Genomic DNA, 18,018 nt, shown 5'->3' on the forward strand with positions numbered 1-18,018 from the left:
GTGAGTTACTCGTAAGCGATCCATGAACCCCACCTACCGAGAAGAGGAAGTCGCAGTTACCGTGGCATCTCCGGTGAGCAGTTCCACGGCAGTAACGCTTCATAGTCCGCCACAGTCTGCGCGTGGGGCAGTCGCTCCAGTACGTGGCGCAGCCACGTATAAGGCTCTTGGCCGTTGATCTTTGCAGTCTCGACCAAGCTGTAGATCTGGGCACTGGCCGTAGCGCCCTTGGGCGTGTCGCTGAACAGCCAGGCCTTGCGACCGATGACAAACGGCTTGATCGAGCGCTCAGCCAGATTGTTGTCGATTGGCAGATAACCAGCCTCGACGTAACGCACCAACCGGCTCCAGCTATTCGCCAGATAATTCACGGCCTTGCCCAGCACGCTTTGCGGCGTCACTTGGGATTGGGCCTTGTCCAACCAACTTCAACTGGGTCAGGACTGGCAGGCTTTGCGCCTGTCGCGCTACATAACGCTGCTCGTCCCTGGCGTCTTTCAGTTCGCGCTCGATGCCATACAGCTTGTTGATCATCGTCAGCGCAACATCGGCCCGTCCGGTTTTGCCTTTCGGCTGCACCTTCTGCGCCTCAACAAACTTGCGCCGGACATTCGCCATGCACGCCAACCGTTCCACGCCAGACTGCAGCGCCAACGCGTTATAGCCAGCGTAATCGTCCGTCATGACATACCCGCGATAACTTACCAGCAGACGCAACGGCACTTCCTGCGCTCGACTGGAGCTGTAGTCGAACAGCACGACTTTTCGGTCAGGCGGCCCGCTGACTTGCACCCACATCCGGGATTGGCTGGTCGGGTCTCGATCCGGCTCTTTCAGTACCTGGACACGGGCTTCATCACAATGGATGACCGGGCTTTCCAGCAATCGCTGACGCATCAGATTCAGCAGCGGCTGGACATGTTCGCTGCATTGGATAATCCAGCGCGCCAGTGTCTGACGTGGAATGTCGATCCCGTGCCGGCTCAGGACACTTTCAAAACGGTGCAGCGGCAAGCCATCGACATACTTGGTGGTCAGCAACATCGCCAACACGCTCGGGCTGGCCATGCTCTTCTCGATCAGTTTAGCCGGTTTGTCTGCCGTGATCGGGGCAATTTCACAACTCCGGCAGCCGTAGACCTTACGGACATGTTTGAGCACGCGGATCTGCATCGGCACGATATCCAGTTGCTCACTGATTTCCTCGCCGATCTCATGCTTGCGGCAACCGCAGGCACAGGTCAGTTCGTGTTCAGGCAGTTCGTGGATGACTTCGATACGCGGCAGATCAGCCGAGAGTGGCTTGCGATTTCCCCGGCGTGGCGCTGGCGTGACGACTTCTTCATCCGGCGTCTCCACCGTCAACAGAGGTTCGCTTTCTGCCTCGTTGAACATCGCCAGTTGCGGCGTGTTGGGGTCGATGGCCTGCTCGGACTTGCGGCCGAAAAGACGATCACGCAGCAACTTGATCTGTTCTTTCAGATCAACGATGTGAATGGCGTAGGCTTCTTTGACTTCCTGCTCACGCGAGCGTGCTGCGTAAGCCTCGAGGAGCACTTGCTTGAGGAGGACACGGTCATCGGGAAGGTCATCGGGCATGGAGTTCATGCCGAGGATTATTCCGATTCAGGCAACGAAACGAGGGGTCAAAACCTGATGCGGACGGTTGCGCCAGAGGTCGAAGCCGTCGAGTAGCCAGTTCAGCTCCTGAACCGTCAGGACAATGGCTTCGTCAGTGGCGTCGGGCGAGGTTTTGAAGCGTTCGGACTCCAGGCGCTTGAGCCAGAGACAAAAACCGTTGCGCTCCCAATAGAGGATCTTCACGCGATTGCGCGGTTTGTTGAGGAACACGAAAAGAACCGGGTCGAACACCGCCACCTTGAGATCCAGTTCGACCAAGGCGGCGAGGCCATCGATGGATTTTCGGAAGTCGACAGGCTTGGGGTAGAGATATACTTTTTCGACTTTGGCGTCGGGGCGCATCATGGTCGGCAGGCTCCAGAAAGAAATCGGGAGCACAGCATCGGGGATCAGGTAAGCGCTTTGAATGTGGGATTCATGGAGCGCTTACGGTGTAGTCCGCGTCCTCAGGTATCAGATCCCTACGTCCCGCCTTATCGCAATCCAAAGCCCGTACTGCGCCCAGCTTGATTCTTAGCACGGCTCTGTGGAGCTGTTCAAAATCGACTTGGGTGAATTCATGGATGGGTTTGCGTTCGCTGAGTACGGTCAGCACACGGGACTGGCGCTCATATTCTGTGCGGGTGTTTTTGGTTAGTGGCCCCTCCAGCTCCTCAGCATCTACTTATTGGAGTTCATGCAAGGCTAGCAGGGTCACTGGTGGGGTTAGGGGAGTGGGAGCAAGGGCTGATGGTGAAGGCGCTCGCTCGTCCTGGGCGGGGGCTTTCGTGACGCTTCGGAGACTTTCGGACATCTCTTCATGCTTGCTGTAGATCGCCTGTTTAAACGCCCCTTTTGCAACCTCCAGCGCGGATCGGCTAATCGTGCCGTCCGCCTGCCGAGCGCCGTTGTTTTCCAGATCGGTGTTTTCTGCAAAAGTCAGTAGGTCGTTCAGGATTGAGTACTGATCCTGAGCAGTGCCGTGCAGGGGGAGAGCTGTGCCCTCCAGTTGCAGAGTGATGTAGCGCATGGCCTCTTCGACGAACACATTGCGCAGGCGCTGTTCAAGCGCGAGCCTCACCGCATTTGAGCTGTCAGGAAGCCGTGCCGCTTTCTGCAACGCCTGATCAAGCTTGTGGTTTTCAGTTTGAAAATCCCGCGCCATTTCTTCTTTGAGTGCTTGGTACTCGGCGATAGAGGTTGGGATCGGGTCAGTCATTGTCGGGCTCAGGCTCAGGTACAGGTTGAGACTGCTTATATGCCGACCGGCGCGCTGGATAGCAAGCCGTTTGCTGTGGGTGTGCAGGGACACGCGCTTGCCCTGGTTGAGGTGGGCAAGGTGTTTGGGCAATCGAAGGTAATAGAGGCCGTGACGGCTTCGTTCGATGTAGCGAGGCATGGCGCACTCCTGGTGAGTGCGTCAAGGGTGGCATGCCGCCCATTCCTACCGCCTTTTGCCGCCCCAAGATGAAATCTTGAAGTGCTGCTTTGGAAAAAAGCCTTAGAAATGAACGATTTACAAGAAAATTGGTGGAGCCGGGGGGATTTGAACCCCCGTCCGCCAGTACTCCGCTGTCGGTACTACATGCTTAGCCGTGTCTACTGATTTAATCCGCAGCCGCCCGACGGGCAGGGTGCTTTGGATGAGTTGGGTAAGTTTTAGTCGCTTTGCCCCCAACGTGCTACACGACGATCCTGTTCTGTATGACAATCATTTCGGGTTTACAGGCATCCCCTGATGATTGCTGGAGCCGAAGCTACCAGGAGAGCGGGCTCAGCTGCTTACGCAGCGAGAGCGTAGCCCTCGTAGTTTTCGTCATTGGCAACTATAGAAAGTTGCAACAGTGGATTTACGAGTTCTGTTACCAACTCGGCATGCACCTAGAGTTTCGCTACCGGCGTCGAATCCTGATCGGCCCCACACTAGCTCTTGGCTAACGTACCTTACGGCACGTGAAACGGAGTATACGCCATTGCGCGGGCAACGTCGACAGCTGGTCCTGTTGCCCGCGCTGTCTAGCTTCAGGCGCCGCCGCCGCCGCCAGCCGAACCGCTGCCTTTTTCGGTCTTTTCCAGGCGCAGCAGTACTTTGCTGGTGATGGCGATGCATTCTTTCGTGTCGCCAGAAGCCTGGGCGGCTTTGGCTTTGTCGACCTGTTCGGTCAGGGCTTTATCCAGGCCTTCAGCAGTAGCGCCCGCGGTAGCCATGCTGTCGTCGATCTTCTGCAGGTTGGTGGTGCACAGGTCATCGGCGGCGAAAACCGGCGAGGCCAGGAGGGTTGCGGCCGCGAAGAGGGCCGAAAGCGCGGTACCTTTCATAGGTGTCTCCTTTAATGGCCGCTGGGAAGTGGGCCTGTAAAAGTGGACTGCTGCGGTTTGGCGAGGGTTCAATCGCAGTGATGGCTTTTGGCTTTGGGGGGTGAATTGGGCGGCGAAATAGAAGGGGATGGCGCGGGCGTTGCCCGTGTTCACGGGTTAGCCCACCCCCACCGGTGGTGGGGGCGGGTTGCTGTGCGGCCTGGGGTTTAAAGGCTGCGTGGGCGCGTGACGCGGTCTACCAGGTAAACCAGGCCGTGATAGTCGATGCCGCTGTGGCTGGACAGGCCGATTTCGCAGGTGCGGCTGGTGGAGATGCCTTCGCTGCAATGTTGCACGGCGTCTTTCAGGCTGCGCAGCGAGTGGGCGTTCAGCTCGGGGGTGGTGAAGCCTTTATCGCCGGCAAAGCCGCAGCAGTGGATGCCTTCGGGGATCACCACCTGTGTGCTGCAACGCCGTGCCAGGTCGATCAGGGCCTGGCTTTCGCCCAAGTGCTGGGTGCTGCAGGTCACGTGCACGGCCACTGGCGCTTGCTGGGGGGTGAACTCCAGTTTGTCGAGCAGGTGGGTGCGGATGAAGCGCACCGGGTCGTACAGGTCTAGCCGGGTTTCACCCAGGTCTTGCACCAGGCGCAGGGTGCAGGGGCTGGTGTCGCAGTAGATCGGGTCCAGGCCGCCGCGGCTGGCGTGCAGCAGGGCGTTGATCAGCTCTTGGCGTTTGTGCTCGGCCTGTTCGGGGTAACCCTTGGAGGCGAACGGCTGGCCGCAGCAGAGGCTATCGGCGTTGTCGGGGAACACCACTTGGTAACCGGCTTTTTCCAGCAGGGCGCGGGTTTTGTCGAGCAGCGAGCTTTGCTCGCGGTCGGCGTAGGCAGGGCCCATCACCCGGGATACGCAGGCGGCCAGGTACACCACGCGGGGGCGGGCGTCGTTGCTCGCTGGGCCCACTGCCGGGGTGCGCAGCGGCTGTGGCATGGCAGCCGACCACTGGGGCAGGCGGCCTTTGCTGGCTTTGCTCAGCGTGGCGCTCAGGCTGGCCAGGCGCGGCGCGCCGAGCAGTTTGCGGGCGGTGTTGGCGGCGGTGAGGGTGAAGCGCGCGCCAGCCAGGGCTGTTTGAAAATGCTCGGCCAGCCAGTCGGCGGCTTTGCCATGGGTCGCGGCCTGGCTGCGCAGTTTTTTCACCAGCTCGCCTGTGTTGATGCCAACCGGGCAGCGCTGGGCGCACAGGCCGGTGGCTGCGCAGGTGTCGATGCCCTGGTACTGGTAGGTTTGCAGCAGGGCGCGGGTGTCGATACCGGCGCGCTGCTTGGCCTGGATGTCGCGCCACATCACGATGCGCTGGCGGGGGCTCAAGGTCAGGCCTTTGGAGGGGCAGACCGGTTCGCAGAAACCGCACTCGATGCACTTGTCCACGATGGGGTCGGCAGCGGGCAGGGGCTTGAGGTTTTTCAGGTGAATGTCGGGATCGGTGCTCAGCACTACGTCGGGGTTGAGAATGCCGTTAGGGTCGAGCAGGCGCTTGAGCGTCCACATCAGCTGGTAGGCATCGGCGCCCCATTCCAACTCCACGAAAGGCGCCATGTTGCGGCCGGTGCCGTGCTCGGCCTTGAGCGAGCCACCGAACTCCACCGCCACCAGCTGCGCTACGTCGTCCATGAAGGCCTGGTAGCGGGCGACTTCTTCGGGGCTGTTGAAGCCTTGGGTGAAGACGAAGTGCAGGTTGCCCTCAAGGGCGTGGCCGAAAATGATCGCTTCGTCGTAGCGGTGCTTGTCGAACAGCTGGATCAGGCGGTTGACGCCTTCGGCCAGTTGCTCCACGGGGAAGGTGACGTCTTCGATGATCACCGTGGTGCCGGTTTGGCGAATGGCACCGACGGCGGGGAAGGTGTCTTTGCGGATCTTCCACAGCTGGTTGTAGACGGCTGGGTCTTCGCTGAAATCGACTTTTTGTTCCAGCGGGTAATCGTCGATCGAGTCCATTACCTGGTGCAGTTGCTCGTGCAGCAGGCTCTGGCTGGCGGCGCGGGACTCGATCAGCAGCGCGCAGGCATTGCCCGATAGGCCTTTGACCCATACTGGCATGCCGGGCATGTTCTGCACCGAGCGCAGGCTGCGGCGGTCGAGCAGCTCCACAGCGGACACGGGCTGGCGCTTGAGCACGGTGACGGCGCGGCAGCAGCTTTCCACGCTGGGGAATACCAGCAGAGCGCTGGCCTTGTGAGGGTGATCGGGCACCGTGTTGTAGGTGACGGCGCTGATGAAGCCCAGGGTGCCTTCCGAGCCGACCAACAGGTGCTGAAGGATATCCAGCGGTTGGTCGTAGTCCACCAGGGCGTTGAGTGACAGGCCGGTGGTGTTCTTCAGCCGATACTTATGCCGGATGCGCGCGGCCAGTTCGGTGTTGGCGCGGGTTTCGCGGCCTAGGCGGGCGAGGGCTTCGAGCAGTTCGGCGTGGCTGCTTTCGAAGGCCGCGACGCTTGCCGGGTCTTCGCTGTCCAGGCGAGTGCCATCGGCCAGTACCAGGCGCAGGCCGGCGAGGGTGTGGTAGCTGTTCTGCGCGGTGCCGCAGCACATACCGCTGGCGTTGTTGGCGACGATGCCGCCGATTTTGCAGGCATTGATCGAGGCCGGGTCAGGGCCGATCTTGCGCCCATAGGGTGCTAGCCAGGCGTTGGCCTGGGCGCCGATCACGCCGGGTTGCAGGCGAATCTGCTCGCCTTGGCCACGGATGTCGCGGCCATTCCAGTTGTCGCCCAGCACGATCAGCACCGAGTCGCTGATAGCCTGGCCAGACAGGCTGGTGCCAGCGGCGCGGAAGGTGACCGGCACGCGCTCGCGCTGGGCCAGTTGCAGCAGCGCCACCACTTCGTCTTCGCTTTCCACGCGCACCACCAGCTTGGGGATCAGCCGGTAGAAGCTGGCGTCGGTGCCGAAAGCCAAGGTGGAGGTTGGGTCGTCGAAACGGCGTTCGGCCGGGATCAGGCGCTCGACATCACGCAGAAACGCAGCGGGCAGGCTCATGCAATCTCCTCACGGGGCCGCGGCGTCTGGCGCGCGGCGTGCCCCGGTCATTCAGGCGGTACGGGAGGGGGCGCTCAGGCGCCCAGTTCGCGGACCAGCGAATCGCGGTTGATTTCGCTGATCGACTTGGCGCCGGTGAGCACCATGGCCACGCGCATTTCCTTTTCGAACAGCTCAAGCAGGTTCTTCACCCCGGCCTGGCCATGCACAGCCAAGGCCCACAGGAAGGCGCGGCCGATCAGCACGGTGTCGGCGCCCAGGGCGATCATGCGTACCACGTCCAGGCCACTGCGAATGCCGGAGTCGGCGAGGATCTTCAAATCGCCTTTGACCGCATCGGCAATCGCCGGCAGTGCGCGGGCGCTGGACAGCACGCCGTCGAGCTGGCGGCCGCCGTGGTTGGACACGACGATGCCATCAGCGCCGAATTTGACTGCGTCACGGGCGTCGTCGGCGTCGAGGATGCCTTTAATGATCATCGGGCCGTCCCAGAATTCGCGAATCCATTCCAGGTCCTTCCACGAGATGGAGGGGTCGAAGTTATTGCCCAGCCAACCGATGTAGTCGGCCAGGCCCGTGGGGTTGCCACGGTATTTGGAGATGTTGCCCAGGTCATGGGGCCGGCCCATCACGCCGACGTCCCACGCCCATTGGGGGTGGGTCATGGCCTGCAGCACGCGGCGCATCGGGCCGTTGGCGCCGCTCATGCCGGAGTGGGCGTCGCGGTAGCGGGCGCCGGGTACTGGCATGTCGACGGTGAACACCAGGGTTTTGACGCCAGCGGCCTTGGCCCGCTCCAGGGCGTTGCGCATGAAGCCGCGGTCTTTGAGCACATAAAGCTGGAACCACATCGGCCGGTCGATGGCTGGCGCCACCTCTTCGATCGGGCACACCGACACGGTGGACATGGTGAAGGGGATGCCGTGGGCCGCCGCTGCACGCGCCGCCTGCACTTCGCCCCGGCGGGCGTACATGCCGGTGAGGCCGACTGGGGCCAGGGCCACGGGCATGCTCAGCGTTTCATCGAACAGTTTGGTTTCAAGGCTCAGCGCAGACATGTTCTTCAGTACGCGCTGGCGCAGGGCAATGCTGGCCAGGTCCGAGACGTTGTGGCGCAGGGTGTGCTCGGCGTAGGCGCCGCCGTCGGCGTAGTGGAACAGGAAGGGGGGCAGCTTGCGTTGGGCCGCGGCGCGATAGTCGGTGGAGGCGGAAATGATCATGGATTCTCGCAGCGTGGGTTGAAGGCGATGCCGGGCGCGTCATTGCGCCCGGCCCCTTTCACTTTAGTGATGAACCAGCATGCCGGTCAGCCAATACGCCTGAATCAGGGTGATCAGGCCGACGATGGTGGCGAAGAACAGGCTGTGTTTGACGGTGAAGCGGAACAAATCCGACTCCTTGCCAACCAGGCCAGTGGCGGCGCAGGCCACGGCGATGGACTGCGGCGAGATCATCTTGCCGGTCACGCCGCCGCTGGTGTTGGCCGCGACCAGCAGGGTGTCGTTGACCCCGATCTGGTGCGCGGTGGTGGCCTGCAGCGAGCTGAACAGCGCGTTGGAGGAAGTGTCGGAGCCGGTCAGGAACACGCCCAGCCAGCCGAGGAACGGCGAGAAGAACGGGAAGGCGGCGCCAGTACCGGCCAGTACCAGGGCCATGGTCGAGGACATGCCCGAGTAATTGGTGACGAAGGCGAAGGCCAGCACCATACCGATCGACAGGATCGGCCAGCGCAGCTCCCAGAACGTCTCTTTGAAAGTGGTAAGACCAGTTTTGAAGTTGATCTTCAGCACGGCCATGGAGATCAGCGCCGAGAGGAAGATGGCGGTGCCGGTGGCCGAGATCGGGTCAAGTTTGAACACTGCAGGCATGGCCGTAGGTGCGGTGACGATCGGTGCGGTTTTGATCACCAACTGGTCGAGGTGAGGGATCGCGAAGTTGAACACGAAGTTGTACATCGCACCGCCCGGAGCGAAGGCCGCCTTGAAGGGCTTCAAGGTCCAGATGGTCACCAGCACGGTTAGGATCAGGAACGGCGACCAGGCCTTGAAGATTTCGCCGAAGCTGTAAGGGGTCGGCTGGCTGCCGCTTGGCTGCACCACCGCAGCGCCGACGCTGGCTTTGGCTTCGGCGAATGCGCGCTTGGGCTGCCACACTTTCAGGAACAGCGTCAGGCAGATCAGGCTGGCCAGGGCCGAGGTGATGTCTGGCAGCTCGGGGCCGATGAAGTTGGAGGTGAAGTACTGGGTGACGGCGAAGCTCAGGCCAGCGACCAAGGCGGCAGGCCAGGTTTCCTTCACGCCACGCAGGCCGTCCATCATGAATACCAGCCAGAACGGCACGAACAGCGACAACAGCGGCAGCTGGCGGCCGGTCATGGCGCCAATGTGGAAGGCGTCGATACCGGTGACCTGGCCGGCCACGATGATCGGGATGCCCAGGGCGCCAAACGCCACAGGGGCAGTGTTGGCGATCAAGCATAGGCCAGCGGCGTACAGCGGGTTGAAGCCCAGGCCTACCAGCAGGGCCGCAGTGATGGCGACCGGTGCGCCGAAGCCGGCTGCGCCTTCGAGGAAGGCACCGAAGCAGAAGCCGATCAACAGCACTTGCAGGCGCTGGTCGTCGGTAATCGACAGTACCGAGCTGCGGATCACTTCGAATTGGCCGCTCTTGACCGTGAGTTTGTACAGGAACACCGCGGCAACGATGATCCAGGCGATGGGCCAGAGGCCGTAAAGGAAGCCATAACCTGCAGCAGCCAAGGCCATGTCGACAGGCATCTGGAAGGCAAAAATAGCCACCAGGATCGACAGGGCAAGGGTAATGCTGCCTGCCACGTGGCCTTTGAGGCGGAACACGGCCAGGGCGAGGAAGAAGAACACGATAGGGATGACCGCCGCCAGCGCGGACAGGCCGAGACTACCAAGCGGGGTATAGAGTTGTTGCCAGGTTTGCATATGGGGTGGCCCCTAATTGTTGTTGGTCAGGCACTGGCATTGGATAATTGGTAAGACCAATTTACAATGGCTGGTCGCTAGGTTAAAAGCGCGGTTGGGGGTGTGTCAATTTGTCCCGTGTAAAACCTTGGTCGCGTGGCGATGAACGGCCGGCTGTTTCATTGCGAAAATCGTCGGCTGAGGCGTGCTGGGGCGGCGCGGATCGGCGAGAATAGGCAGCCCGCTGAATAGGTCGGGGTTTGTGGAGAGCAAGTGATGGTTTTTGATCAGGTTCGCCAACGGCGCCTGTCCGACGATATCGTCGATCGGTTGGAAGGGATGATCCTTGAAGGCACGCTGACGTCTGGGCAGCGGTTGCCGGCCGAGCGCGTCCTGGCCGAACAGTTCGGGGTGTCGCGCCCGTCACTGCGCGAGGCAATCCAGAAGCTGGTGGCCAAGGGGTTACTGGTCAGCCGCCAGGGCGGGGGCAATTACGTGGCGCAGGCCCTGGGCTCGACGTTCAGCGACCCGCTGCTGCAGTTGCTCGAGCACAGCACCGAGGCGCAGCGCGACCTGCTGGAGTTTCGCCATACGCTGGAGGCGTCCTGTGCCTATTACGCCGCCCAGCGCGCCACCGAGCCGGATCGGGCGCGGCTGAAGGAGGCGTTCGATACCTTGCAGGACTGCTATGCGCGGGCCGACGAGGCAACCCGTGCCGAAGAGGGCGCGGCCGATGCGCGTTTCCACCTGGCCATTGCCGAGGCTAGTCATAACGCGGTGTTGCTGCATACGATCAGAGGCTTGTTCGACCTGCTCAAGCGCAATGTGGTGACCAACATTGGTGGCATGTACCAGCAGCGCACGGAAACACGCGACATGCTGATCAGCCAGCACCGCGAGTTGTATCAGGCGATCGTCGAGGGCAGGGCGGAGGATGCCCGGGAGGTGTCCAGCCGGCACATTCTGTATGTGCAGGAGGTGCTGGAAGAAGCGCAACACGAAGCGCAACGCGTGGCACGTGCGGAGCGGCGCAGCGGGCATTGATGATTGTTCGGGGGTGAACCTGCTCCTACAGACAGTGCGCAGGTTCCAAGGCCCTGTGCTAATCCGTGAGGGGCCACAGCTAATGCGCAGATTTCAAGCTCCGTGCATACCCTGTGGCAGCGGGTTCACCCGCGAAGCGGTCGGGCCAGGCTAGTGAAGACTCACTCTTCCTTACCCTTGTTGCGCACTGCCCGCTGAAGCTCGCGGTTGGAGTCGCGTTCGCGCATGGTGTCGCGCTTGTCGAACTCCTTCTTACCCTTGCCCAGCGCGATCTCGCACTTGATCAGGTGCTTGCTCCAGTACAGCGCCAGGGCCACACAGGTGTAGCCCTTTTGCGCCACGGCGGCCTCCACGCGCTCCAGCTCGCGCTTGTTCAGCAGCAGCTTGCGGGTGCGGGTGGGGTCAGCGATGACGTGGGTGCTGGCGGTGGTCAGCGGGGTGATGTGGCTGCCGAACAGCCAGGCTTCGCCATCCTTGAGCAGCACGTAGCTGTCGGTCAGGTGCGCCTTGCCGGCCCGCAGGCTTTTTACTTCCCAACCGGACAGGACCAGCCCGGCCTCGAACTTGTGCTCGATGAAGTAATCGTGTCGCGCTTTCTTGTTTTGCGCGATGGTCCCGGTCGGATGTTTCTTTTGTTTAGCCATAGGGGCGGCATTATAGGCAACTCATCGTGCGGTCGGCTACGGGATTTCGGTGTGCTTGAGCCACTGCAATGAATACCGGACAATACAAAGCCTGTTCTTTGTACAGAACCTGTTTTCGGCACGCTGCGAAGCGCCGCCAACCAGCCTTGGAAGTGATGCCTGGATGACTACCCATATTCAACGCTCCGCCCTGCTGCCGTACCCTGCCCAGGCGCTTTACGATCTGGTCAACGATGTGGCCAGTTACCCTGAATTTCTACCTTGGTGCTCGGCCTCGACGGTGATCGAGGCCAGCGAGACTCACATGCGCGCCAAGCTGGATGTGGCCAAGGGCGGCATCAGTCAGCACTTCGTCACCCGTAATGTGCTGGTGCCGGGCCAGTCCATCGAGATGAACCTGGAGGAGGGGCCGTTTACCCAGTTGCATGGCCTGTGGGTGTTCAAGCCGCTGGGTGATAAAGCCTGCAAGATCAGCCTGGACCTCACCTTCGATTACGCCGGCGCCCTGGTGCGCGCAACCCTGGGGCCGCTGTTCAATCAGGCAGCCAATACCCTGGTGGATGCGTTTTGCCAGCGTGCCAAAGAGCTCAATGCCAAAGGTTGAGGTGGCCTACGCCACGGCCTGAGCGTCAGTAGCTGTTGGTGAGTGCCCCCCCCGCATGGGGCGACCGTGCGTGAAGCGTTGCATTGCTCGGGTATTGCCAGGCAGGTGCAAGGCCTGGATGTCGAGCAGTGCCCAGTCGGTATTTTCGGCAAGCTGGTGGCAGTGCCCACACAACAAAAAGCCCGGACCATGATCCGGGCTTTTTGTTGGAGCCGGCTTTTACTGCGGCGAAGTGTCCAGCGGCGCGGGTGTCGGGACCGGTGTGGTCTCGATGGTGTCGATTTCGCGCTGGATGGCTTCTTCCGTCGAGCCTGGCTTGGCCGGTTTTTCTTCCGGTTGCGGTGTGGCTTCCCCTGGCTGGGTAGCTGGGCTGACTGTGGTATTGCCGCTGCCACCAAGGATTTCCTGGTCGCGGCTCACCCCTGGCATGAAGTCACCCGACAGGCTGACCAACTGGTCGCTGTCGTTGAAGAAGATGCTCATGCGTTCCTGCTGGCGCTGGCCGCCACCGGGTTGCAGGCTGTACAGATAATCCCAACGATTGGTGTTGAAAGTGTCCTGCAACAGCGGGTTACCCATGATAAACCTTACTTGCCGGCGGGTCATTCCCGGGCGCAATTGGTCTATCATGTCCTGCGTGACGACATTGCCCTGCTGGATGTCGATTTTGTAAACCCCGGGAAACGAGCAACCGGCGAGTGCGAGCAGTCCCGCGAAGGCGAGGCTGTTTAGCAAGAGCTTGGTGTTTTGCATCGGTGGGCGACTTCCACTATCTTGGCTGGACAACGTAAACACCGATCATACCCGTATTAAGAGAAGCTGCGAAGCAGCATCGGCGAGAAAGCTGACCATGGTTGAAAATAGCGAACTGCGCAAAGCCGGTCTCAAGGTGACACTGCCTCGAGTCAAGATCCTTCAAATGCTCGACTCTGCCGAGCAACGTCACATGAGCGCCGAGGATGTCTACAAGGCGCTGATGGAGGCTGGCGAGGACGTCGGTCTGGCAACCGTGTATCGCGTACTGACCCAGTTCGAAGCAGCAGGACTGGTGGTGCGCCACAACTTCGACGGTGGCCACGCGGTGTTCGAACTGGCTGATGGCGGCCACCATGACCACATGGTGAACGTTGATACCAGTGAAGTAATCGAGTTCATGGACGCAGAAATCGAACGTCGCCAGAGGGAGATCGTGGCCGAGCATGGCTACGAGCTGGTGGACCATAACTTGGTCCTCTACGTGCGCAAGAAAAAGTAACGATTTCTCCGTTACCAATAACAAAGGCGACCTTCGGGTCGCCTTTGTGCTTTCTGGGGTAACTCAGGCTTTACCTGACACCACCATCTTGCGAGCGTGGGCGAGGGATTCCTTGGTCAGGTCGATGCCGCCCAGCATTCGAGCCACTTCCTCGACCCGTTCACGTTTGCCCAGGCTGGTCACAGCCGTGTGGGTGGTGTCGCTGTTACGCACTTTGTGCACAAACAGATGGTGATGCCCTTGCGCGGCGACCTGTGGCAGGTGCGTCACGGTCAATACCTGGCCGCGCTCGCCCAGGCGGCGTAGCAACTGGCCGACGATTTCGGCAGTCGGGCCACCGATGCCGACGTCGACCTCATCGAATACCAGGGTGGGGATGCGTGAGGTCTGCGCAGTGATCACCTGAATTGCCAGGCTGATCCGTGACAGCTCACCCCCGGAAGCCACCTTCGCCAGGGCCTTGAGCGGCTGCCCGGGGTTGGCGCTGACCAGCAGTTCGACCTGCTCCAGGCCATGGGCAGACAGCTCATCGCTTTCATTGGGGGTGAGTTCAATGCAGAACCGCCCGCCTGGCATGCCCAGGCGCTGGATTTCCTGCTCGACCGCAACTGCCAGCTGCTTGGCGGCCTGCTGGCGTAGAGCGCTCAGCTCCTGCGCCTTCTGTTTATAGTGCTGGGCAAAAGCGGCCAGCTCCTCGCCCAAGCGCTCGATGGACTCGTCACTGGCGTTCAAGCCCTCAAGTTCATCCATCAGTTGCTGCTGCAGCCGCGGCAGCTCGGTGGGGTGCACGCGGTGTTTGCGCGCCAGTGTATAGATGGTGTCTAGGCGCTCCTCCAGGGCTTGCAGGCGCATGGGGTCGGCATCGAAATTGTCGAGGAAGCGGTTGAGCTCCCCCACAGCTTCTTCGACCTGGATTTGCGCGCTGGCGATCATGTTGGCCGCCTCGCTCAACGCGCGCGGCGCATTGGTGGCGGCGCCCAGCCGGTTGAGGCTGGCGGTGAGGGCGCTGAGCACGTTGCCCGAATCGCTTTCGCTGCACTGGTCGATGACCTGGCGGCAGATGCCGAACAGGGCTTCGGCGTTGGTCAGGTTCTTGTGCTCCTGCTCCAGTTGCTCCAGTTCGTTTTCGCCCAGGCCGAGGTTGTCGAGCTCTTCCAGTTGGTAGCTGAGCAGTTGGTGGCGGGCGCGTTGTTCGTCGCCGGAGTTGCTCAGCCGTTCGAGCTCCAGGCGTGTCTGGTTCCAGCGCTTGGCGGCCAGCTGCACCTGGCGGGAAAGGTCGACGGCGCCAGCGTATTCGTCCACCAGGCGGCGGTGGGTGTCAGTTTTGAGCAATGACTGGTGTTCGTGCTGGCTGTGGATGTCGATCAGCAGCTCGCCCAGTGCCTTGAGGTCGCCAAGCGGGCAGGGCGTGCCGTTGATGTACCCGCGGCTGCGGCCTTCGGCGGTGATGACCCGGCGCAGGATGCAAGGGCCGTCATTGGCCAGGTCGCGCTCTGCCAGCCAGGCATGGGCTTCGGGGATGTCCACCAGGTCGAATGTGGCCAGGATGTCTGCCTTGTCGGTGCCGGGGCGCACCACGCCGCTGTCGGCGCGGTCGCCCAGGGCCAGGCCGAGGGCGTCGAGCATGATCGATTTGCCAGCGCCGGTCTCGCCGGTGATGACCGACATGCCGCGGGCGATTTCGAGGTCGAGGTGTTCGACGATGGCGTAGTTGTGAATGGACAGGTGCACCAGCATGGTGGACGGCTCCCGAAGTTCAGGTCTGGTTATTTATACAGTACTTTTTTCAGACCTGCCAATGCCCCTTGGCGGAAACTGTTGCGGCCGGCAAAAACCTGCTTGCCCCTTGAAGCTGGTTTTTCCGGCCCCATATAGCCCGCAGACACGGCGAGCTTTGCTCGTACAACAGAAATTGCGGAGGAGAGAACCCATGGCTGACGAACAGCTGAATGAAAAAGACCTTAATGCCGAAGAGGCTGGTGCAGTGGATAACGGCGCCCGCGTTCAGGAGCTCGAGGAGCAGCTGGCCGCCGCCAAGGATCAGTCCCTGCGTGTTGCTGCCGAAGCGCAGAACAGCATTCGCCGCGCCGAGCAGGAGGTCGACAAGGCGCGCAAGTTCGCCCTCGAGAAGTTCTCGGGCGACCTGCTGCCGGTGATCGACAGCCTGGAAATGGCTTTGACCCACCTCGACCCTGAGGATGAGCAAGTCAAGAATACCCGTGAAGGCGTCGAGCTGACCCTGAAGATGTTCCAGGACACCCTCAAGCGCTACAACCTCGAAGCCATCGACCCGCACGGCCAGCCATTCAACGCTGAGCACCACCAGGCCATGGCCATGCAGGAGAGCGCGGACGTTGAGCCTAACAGCGTACTCAACGTGTTCCAGAAGGGTTACCTGCTCAACGGCCGCCTGCTGCGCCCTGCCATGGTGGTGGTGAGCAAGGCCCCGGCAGCCGCGCAACCTTCTATCGATGAGAAGGCTTGAAATCTTTCCGGGCATCCCCATTTAAGTGTCAAGCACTCAAGTATTACCACAGTTGGCTAGAAACAGCCGCTGCTGAAAAATTCAAGTTTCGGGAGAGTTAACATGGGCAAAATCATCGGTATCGACCTGGGGACCACCAACTCGTGCGTCTCCATTCTGGAAAACGGTAACGTCAAGGTCATCGAAAACGCCGAAGGTGCGCGTACTACCCCTTCGATCGTGGCCTACGCCAACGACGGCGAAATCCTGGTAGGTCAGTCGGCCAAGCGTCAGGCTGTCACCAACCCGCACAACACCCTGTTCGCAGTGAAGCGCCTGATTGGCCGCCGCTTCGAAGAAGATGTCGTGCAAAAAGACATCAAGCTGGTTCCCTACAAGATCGTCAAAGCCGGCAACGGCGACGCCTGGGTTGAAGCCAGCGGCAAAGAAATGGCTCCGCCGCAGATCAGCGCCGAAGTCCTGAAGAAAATGAAGAAGACCGCCGAAGACTACCTCGGCGAGCCTGTCACCGAAGCGGTCATCACCGTTCCGGCCTACTTCAACGACAGCCAGCGTCAGGCCACCAAAGACGCCGGCCGTATCGCCGGTCTGGACGTAAAACGTATCATCAACGAGCCGACCGCTGCTGCGCTGGCTTACGGCATGGACAAGGCCAAGGGCGACCATACCGTCATCGTTTATGACCTCGGTGGTGGTACCTTCGACGTTTCGGTCATCGAAATTGCCGAAGTCGACGGTGAGCACCAGTTCGAAGTACTGGCCACCAACGGCGACACCTTCCTCGGTGGTGAAGACTTCGACATGCGCTTGATCGACTACCTCGTCGACGAGTTCAAGAAAGAGTCGGGCATGGACCTGAAAAACGATCCACTGGCTCTGCAGCGCCTGAAAGAAGCCGCTGAAAAAGCCAAGATCGAGCTGTCCTCGGCTCAATCGACCGACGTCAACCTGCCGTACATCACTGCAGACGCAACCGGTCCTAAGCACCTGAACGTGAAGATCTCCCGCGCCAAGCTGGAGTCGCTGGTAGAAGACCTGGTCAACCGTACCATCGAGCCTTGCCGCATCGCGCTCAAGGACGCCGGTATCGACGCCAGCAAGATCGACGACGTGATCCTGGTCGGTGGCCAGACCCGTATGCCGATGGTGCAGAAGGCTGTTGCTGATTTCTTCGGTAAAGAAGCACGCAAGGACGTTAACCCCGACGAAGCCGTGGCCATGGGTGCTGCCATCCAGGGTGCTGTACTGGCGGGTGATGTGAAAGACGTGCTGCTGCTGGACGTCAGCCCGCTGACCCTGGGTATCGAAACCATGGGCGGTGTGATGACCCCGCTGATCGAGAAGAACACCACCATCCCGACCAAAAAGTCGCAGGTGTTCTCGACTGCCGACGACAACCAGGGCGCTGTGACCATTCACGTGCTGCAGGGTGAGCGTAAGCAGGCTGCGCAGAACAAGTCGCTGGGCAAGTTCGACCTGGCTGACATTCCGCCAGCACCGCGTGGTGTGCCGCAAATTGAAGTGACCTTCGACATCGACGCCAACGGCATTCTGCACGTTAGCGCCAAAGACAAGGCCACCGGCAAGACCCAGTCGATCGTGATCAAGGCCAACTCCGGCCTGTCCGATGAAGAAATCGAGCGCATGGTGCGTGATGCCGAGGCCAACGCCGAGGAAGACCGCAAGTTCGAAGAGCTGGCCGCTGCCCGTAACCAGGGTGATGCGCTGGTGCACTCGACTCGCAAGATGGTCGCTGATGCCGGTGACAAGGTCACCGCTGAAGAGAAGACCGCGATCGAAGCTGCTGTGGTTGCCCTGGAAGCCGCTGTCAAAGGCGACGACAAAGCTGCCATCGACGCCAAGGTCGAAGAGCTGTCCAAGGTCTCGGCCCCAGTTGCTCAGAAGATGTACGCCGAGCAACAAGCTGAGCAGCCTCAGGGCGGTGCACAGCAGCCAGAAGCTGAAGCCAAGCACGACGACGTGGTTGACGCTGAGTTCGAAGAAGTCAAAGACGCCGACAAGAAGTAATTCTTGCAGGTTGTCGACCCGCTCACCGGCTTAGGCCGGTGAACTGGTAGGATGTCGCCGCGCGGGGGC

Annotated in this window: 14 protein-coding genes, 1 other RNA gene and 2 pseudogenes; 6 read left to right on the forward strand and 11 right to left on the reverse strand. The window is 61.0% G+C overall.

Features of this window, described 5'->3' with window-relative positions; all coding sequences use genetic code 11:
* Positions 1–56: 56 nt before the first annotated feature.
* The 8 genes and pseudogenes from tnpC to HU725_RS03215 form a co-directional block, all read right to left on the reverse strand.
* Positions 57–1,608, reverse strand: a pseudogene (tnpC, locus tag HU725_RS03180) (IS66 family transposase).
* Positions 1,609–1,626: 18 nt separating this feature from the next.
* A complete protein-coding gene (tnpB, locus tag HU725_RS03185) occupies positions 1,627–1,986 on the reverse strand; it encodes an IS66 family insertion sequence element accessory protein TnpB (protein WP_225915513.1) in 360 nt (119 codons plus the stop codon).
* 319 nt (positions 1,987–2,305) lie between these two features.
* Positions 2,306–3,019, reverse strand: coding sequence for a hypothetical protein (locus HU725_RS03190; protein ID WP_186478865.1), 714 nt, complete (start codon positions 3,017–3,019; stop codon positions 2,306–2,308).
* Positions 3,020–3,148: 129 nt separating this feature from the next.
* Positions 3,149–3,540: a transfer-messenger RNA gene (gene ssrA, locus HU725_RS03195) on the reverse strand.
* A 102-nt stretch (positions 3,541–3,642) separates the two neighbouring features.
* A complete protein-coding gene (locus tag HU725_RS03200) occupies positions 3,643–3,939 on the reverse strand; it encodes a PA2433 domain-containing protein (RefSeq protein WP_186478864.1) in 297 nt (98 codons plus the stop codon).
* 206 nt (positions 3,940–4,145) lie between these two features.
* Positions 4,146–6,956: an FAD-binding and (Fe-S)-binding domain-containing protein gene (locus tag HU725_RS03205; RefSeq protein WP_186478863.1), complete on the reverse strand. Its 2,811-nt coding sequence runs from the start codon at positions 6,954–6,956 to the stop codon at positions 4,146–4,148.
* Between the two features lie 74 nt (positions 6,957–7,030).
* Positions 7,031–8,176, reverse strand: a complete 1,146-nt coding sequence (lldD, locus tag HU725_RS03210; RefSeq protein WP_060480026.1) for an FMN-dependent L-lactate dehydrogenase LldD — start codon at positions 8,174–8,176, stop codon at positions 7,031–7,033.
* A 63-nt stretch (positions 8,177–8,239) separates the two neighbouring features.
* Complete coding sequence (locus HU725_RS03215) at positions 8,240–9,910, reverse strand: lactate permease LctP family transporter (protein ID WP_060480027.1); 1,671 nt, start codon at positions 9,908–9,910, stop codon at positions 8,240–8,242.
* 255 nt (positions 9,911–10,165) lie between these two features.
* On the opposite strand from HU725_RS03215, the gene HU725_RS03220 reads away from it, so the two are divergent.
* Positions 10,166–10,933: an FCD domain-containing protein gene (locus HU725_RS03220; protein WP_186478862.1), complete on the forward strand. Its 768-nt coding sequence runs from the start codon at positions 10,166–10,168 to the stop codon at positions 10,931–10,933.
* Positions 10,934–11,094: 161 nt separating this feature from the next.
* Here the strand turns inward: HU725_RS03220 and smpB are convergent, their stop codons facing one another.
* Positions 11,095–11,577, reverse strand: coding sequence for an SsrA-binding protein SmpB (smpB, locus tag HU725_RS03225; protein ID WP_003249914.1), 483 nt, complete (start codon positions 11,575–11,577; stop codon positions 11,095–11,097).
* Positions 11,578–11,740: 163 nt separating this feature from the next.
* Between smpB and HU725_RS03230 the strand changes: the two genes are divergently transcribed.
* Positions 11,741–12,181: a type II toxin-antitoxin system RatA family toxin gene (locus HU725_RS03230; protein WP_186478861.1), complete on the forward strand. Its 441-nt coding sequence runs from the start codon at positions 11,741–11,743 to the stop codon at positions 12,179–12,181.
* Positions 12,182–12,223: 42 nt separating this feature from the next.
* Positions 12,224–12,340: pseudogene (locus tag HU725_RS03235) on the forward strand (RnfH family protein); the annotation flags it as partial.
* A 60-nt stretch (positions 12,341–12,400) separates the two neighbouring features.
* Here HU725_RS03235 and HU725_RS03240 read toward each other — a convergent pair.
* Positions 12,401–12,934 carry an outer membrane protein assembly factor BamE gene (locus tag HU725_RS03240; protein WP_186478860.1) on the reverse strand — a complete coding sequence of 178 codons (534 nt, stop codon included), beginning with the start codon at positions 12,932–12,934 and terminating at the stop codon, positions 12,401–12,403.
* Between the two features lie 97 nt (positions 12,935–13,031).
* Between HU725_RS03240 and fur the strand changes: the two genes are divergently transcribed.
* Positions 13,032–13,436, forward strand: coding sequence for a ferric iron uptake transcriptional regulator (gene fur / locus HU725_RS03245; RefSeq protein ID WP_060478651.1), 405 nt, complete (start codon positions 13,032–13,034; stop codon positions 13,434–13,436).
* 63 nt (positions 13,437–13,499) lie between these two features.
* Here fur and recN read toward each other — a convergent pair whose 3' ends face one another.
* Positions 13,500–15,173: a DNA repair protein RecN gene (gene recN, locus HU725_RS03250; RefSeq protein ID WP_186478859.1), complete on the reverse strand. Its 1,674-nt coding sequence runs from the start codon at positions 15,171–15,173 to the stop codon at positions 13,500–13,502.
* Positions 15,174–15,366: 193 nt separating this feature from the next.
* On the opposite strand from recN, the gene grpE reads away from it, so the two are divergent.
* Both grpE and dnaK read left to right on the forward strand, forming a co-directional pair.
* Complete coding sequence (gene grpE / locus HU725_RS03255; protein WP_060478649.1) at positions 15,367–15,921, forward strand: nucleotide exchange factor GrpE; 555 nt, start codon at positions 15,367–15,369, stop codon at positions 15,919–15,921.
* A gap of 102 nt (positions 15,922–16,023) precedes the next feature.
* Positions 16,024–17,949: a molecular chaperone DnaK gene (gene dnaK / locus HU725_RS03260; RefSeq protein WP_186478858.1), complete on the forward strand. Its 1,926-nt coding sequence runs from the start codon at positions 16,024–16,026 to the stop codon at positions 17,947–17,949.
* Positions 17,950–18,018: the final 69 nt, after the last annotated feature.

The sequence above is a fragment of the Pseudomonas promysalinigenes genome (assembly GCF_014269025.2).
Classification (GTDB): Bacteria; Pseudomonadota; Gammaproteobacteria; order Pseudomonadales; family Pseudomonadaceae; genus Aquipseudomonas; species Aquipseudomonas promysalinigenes.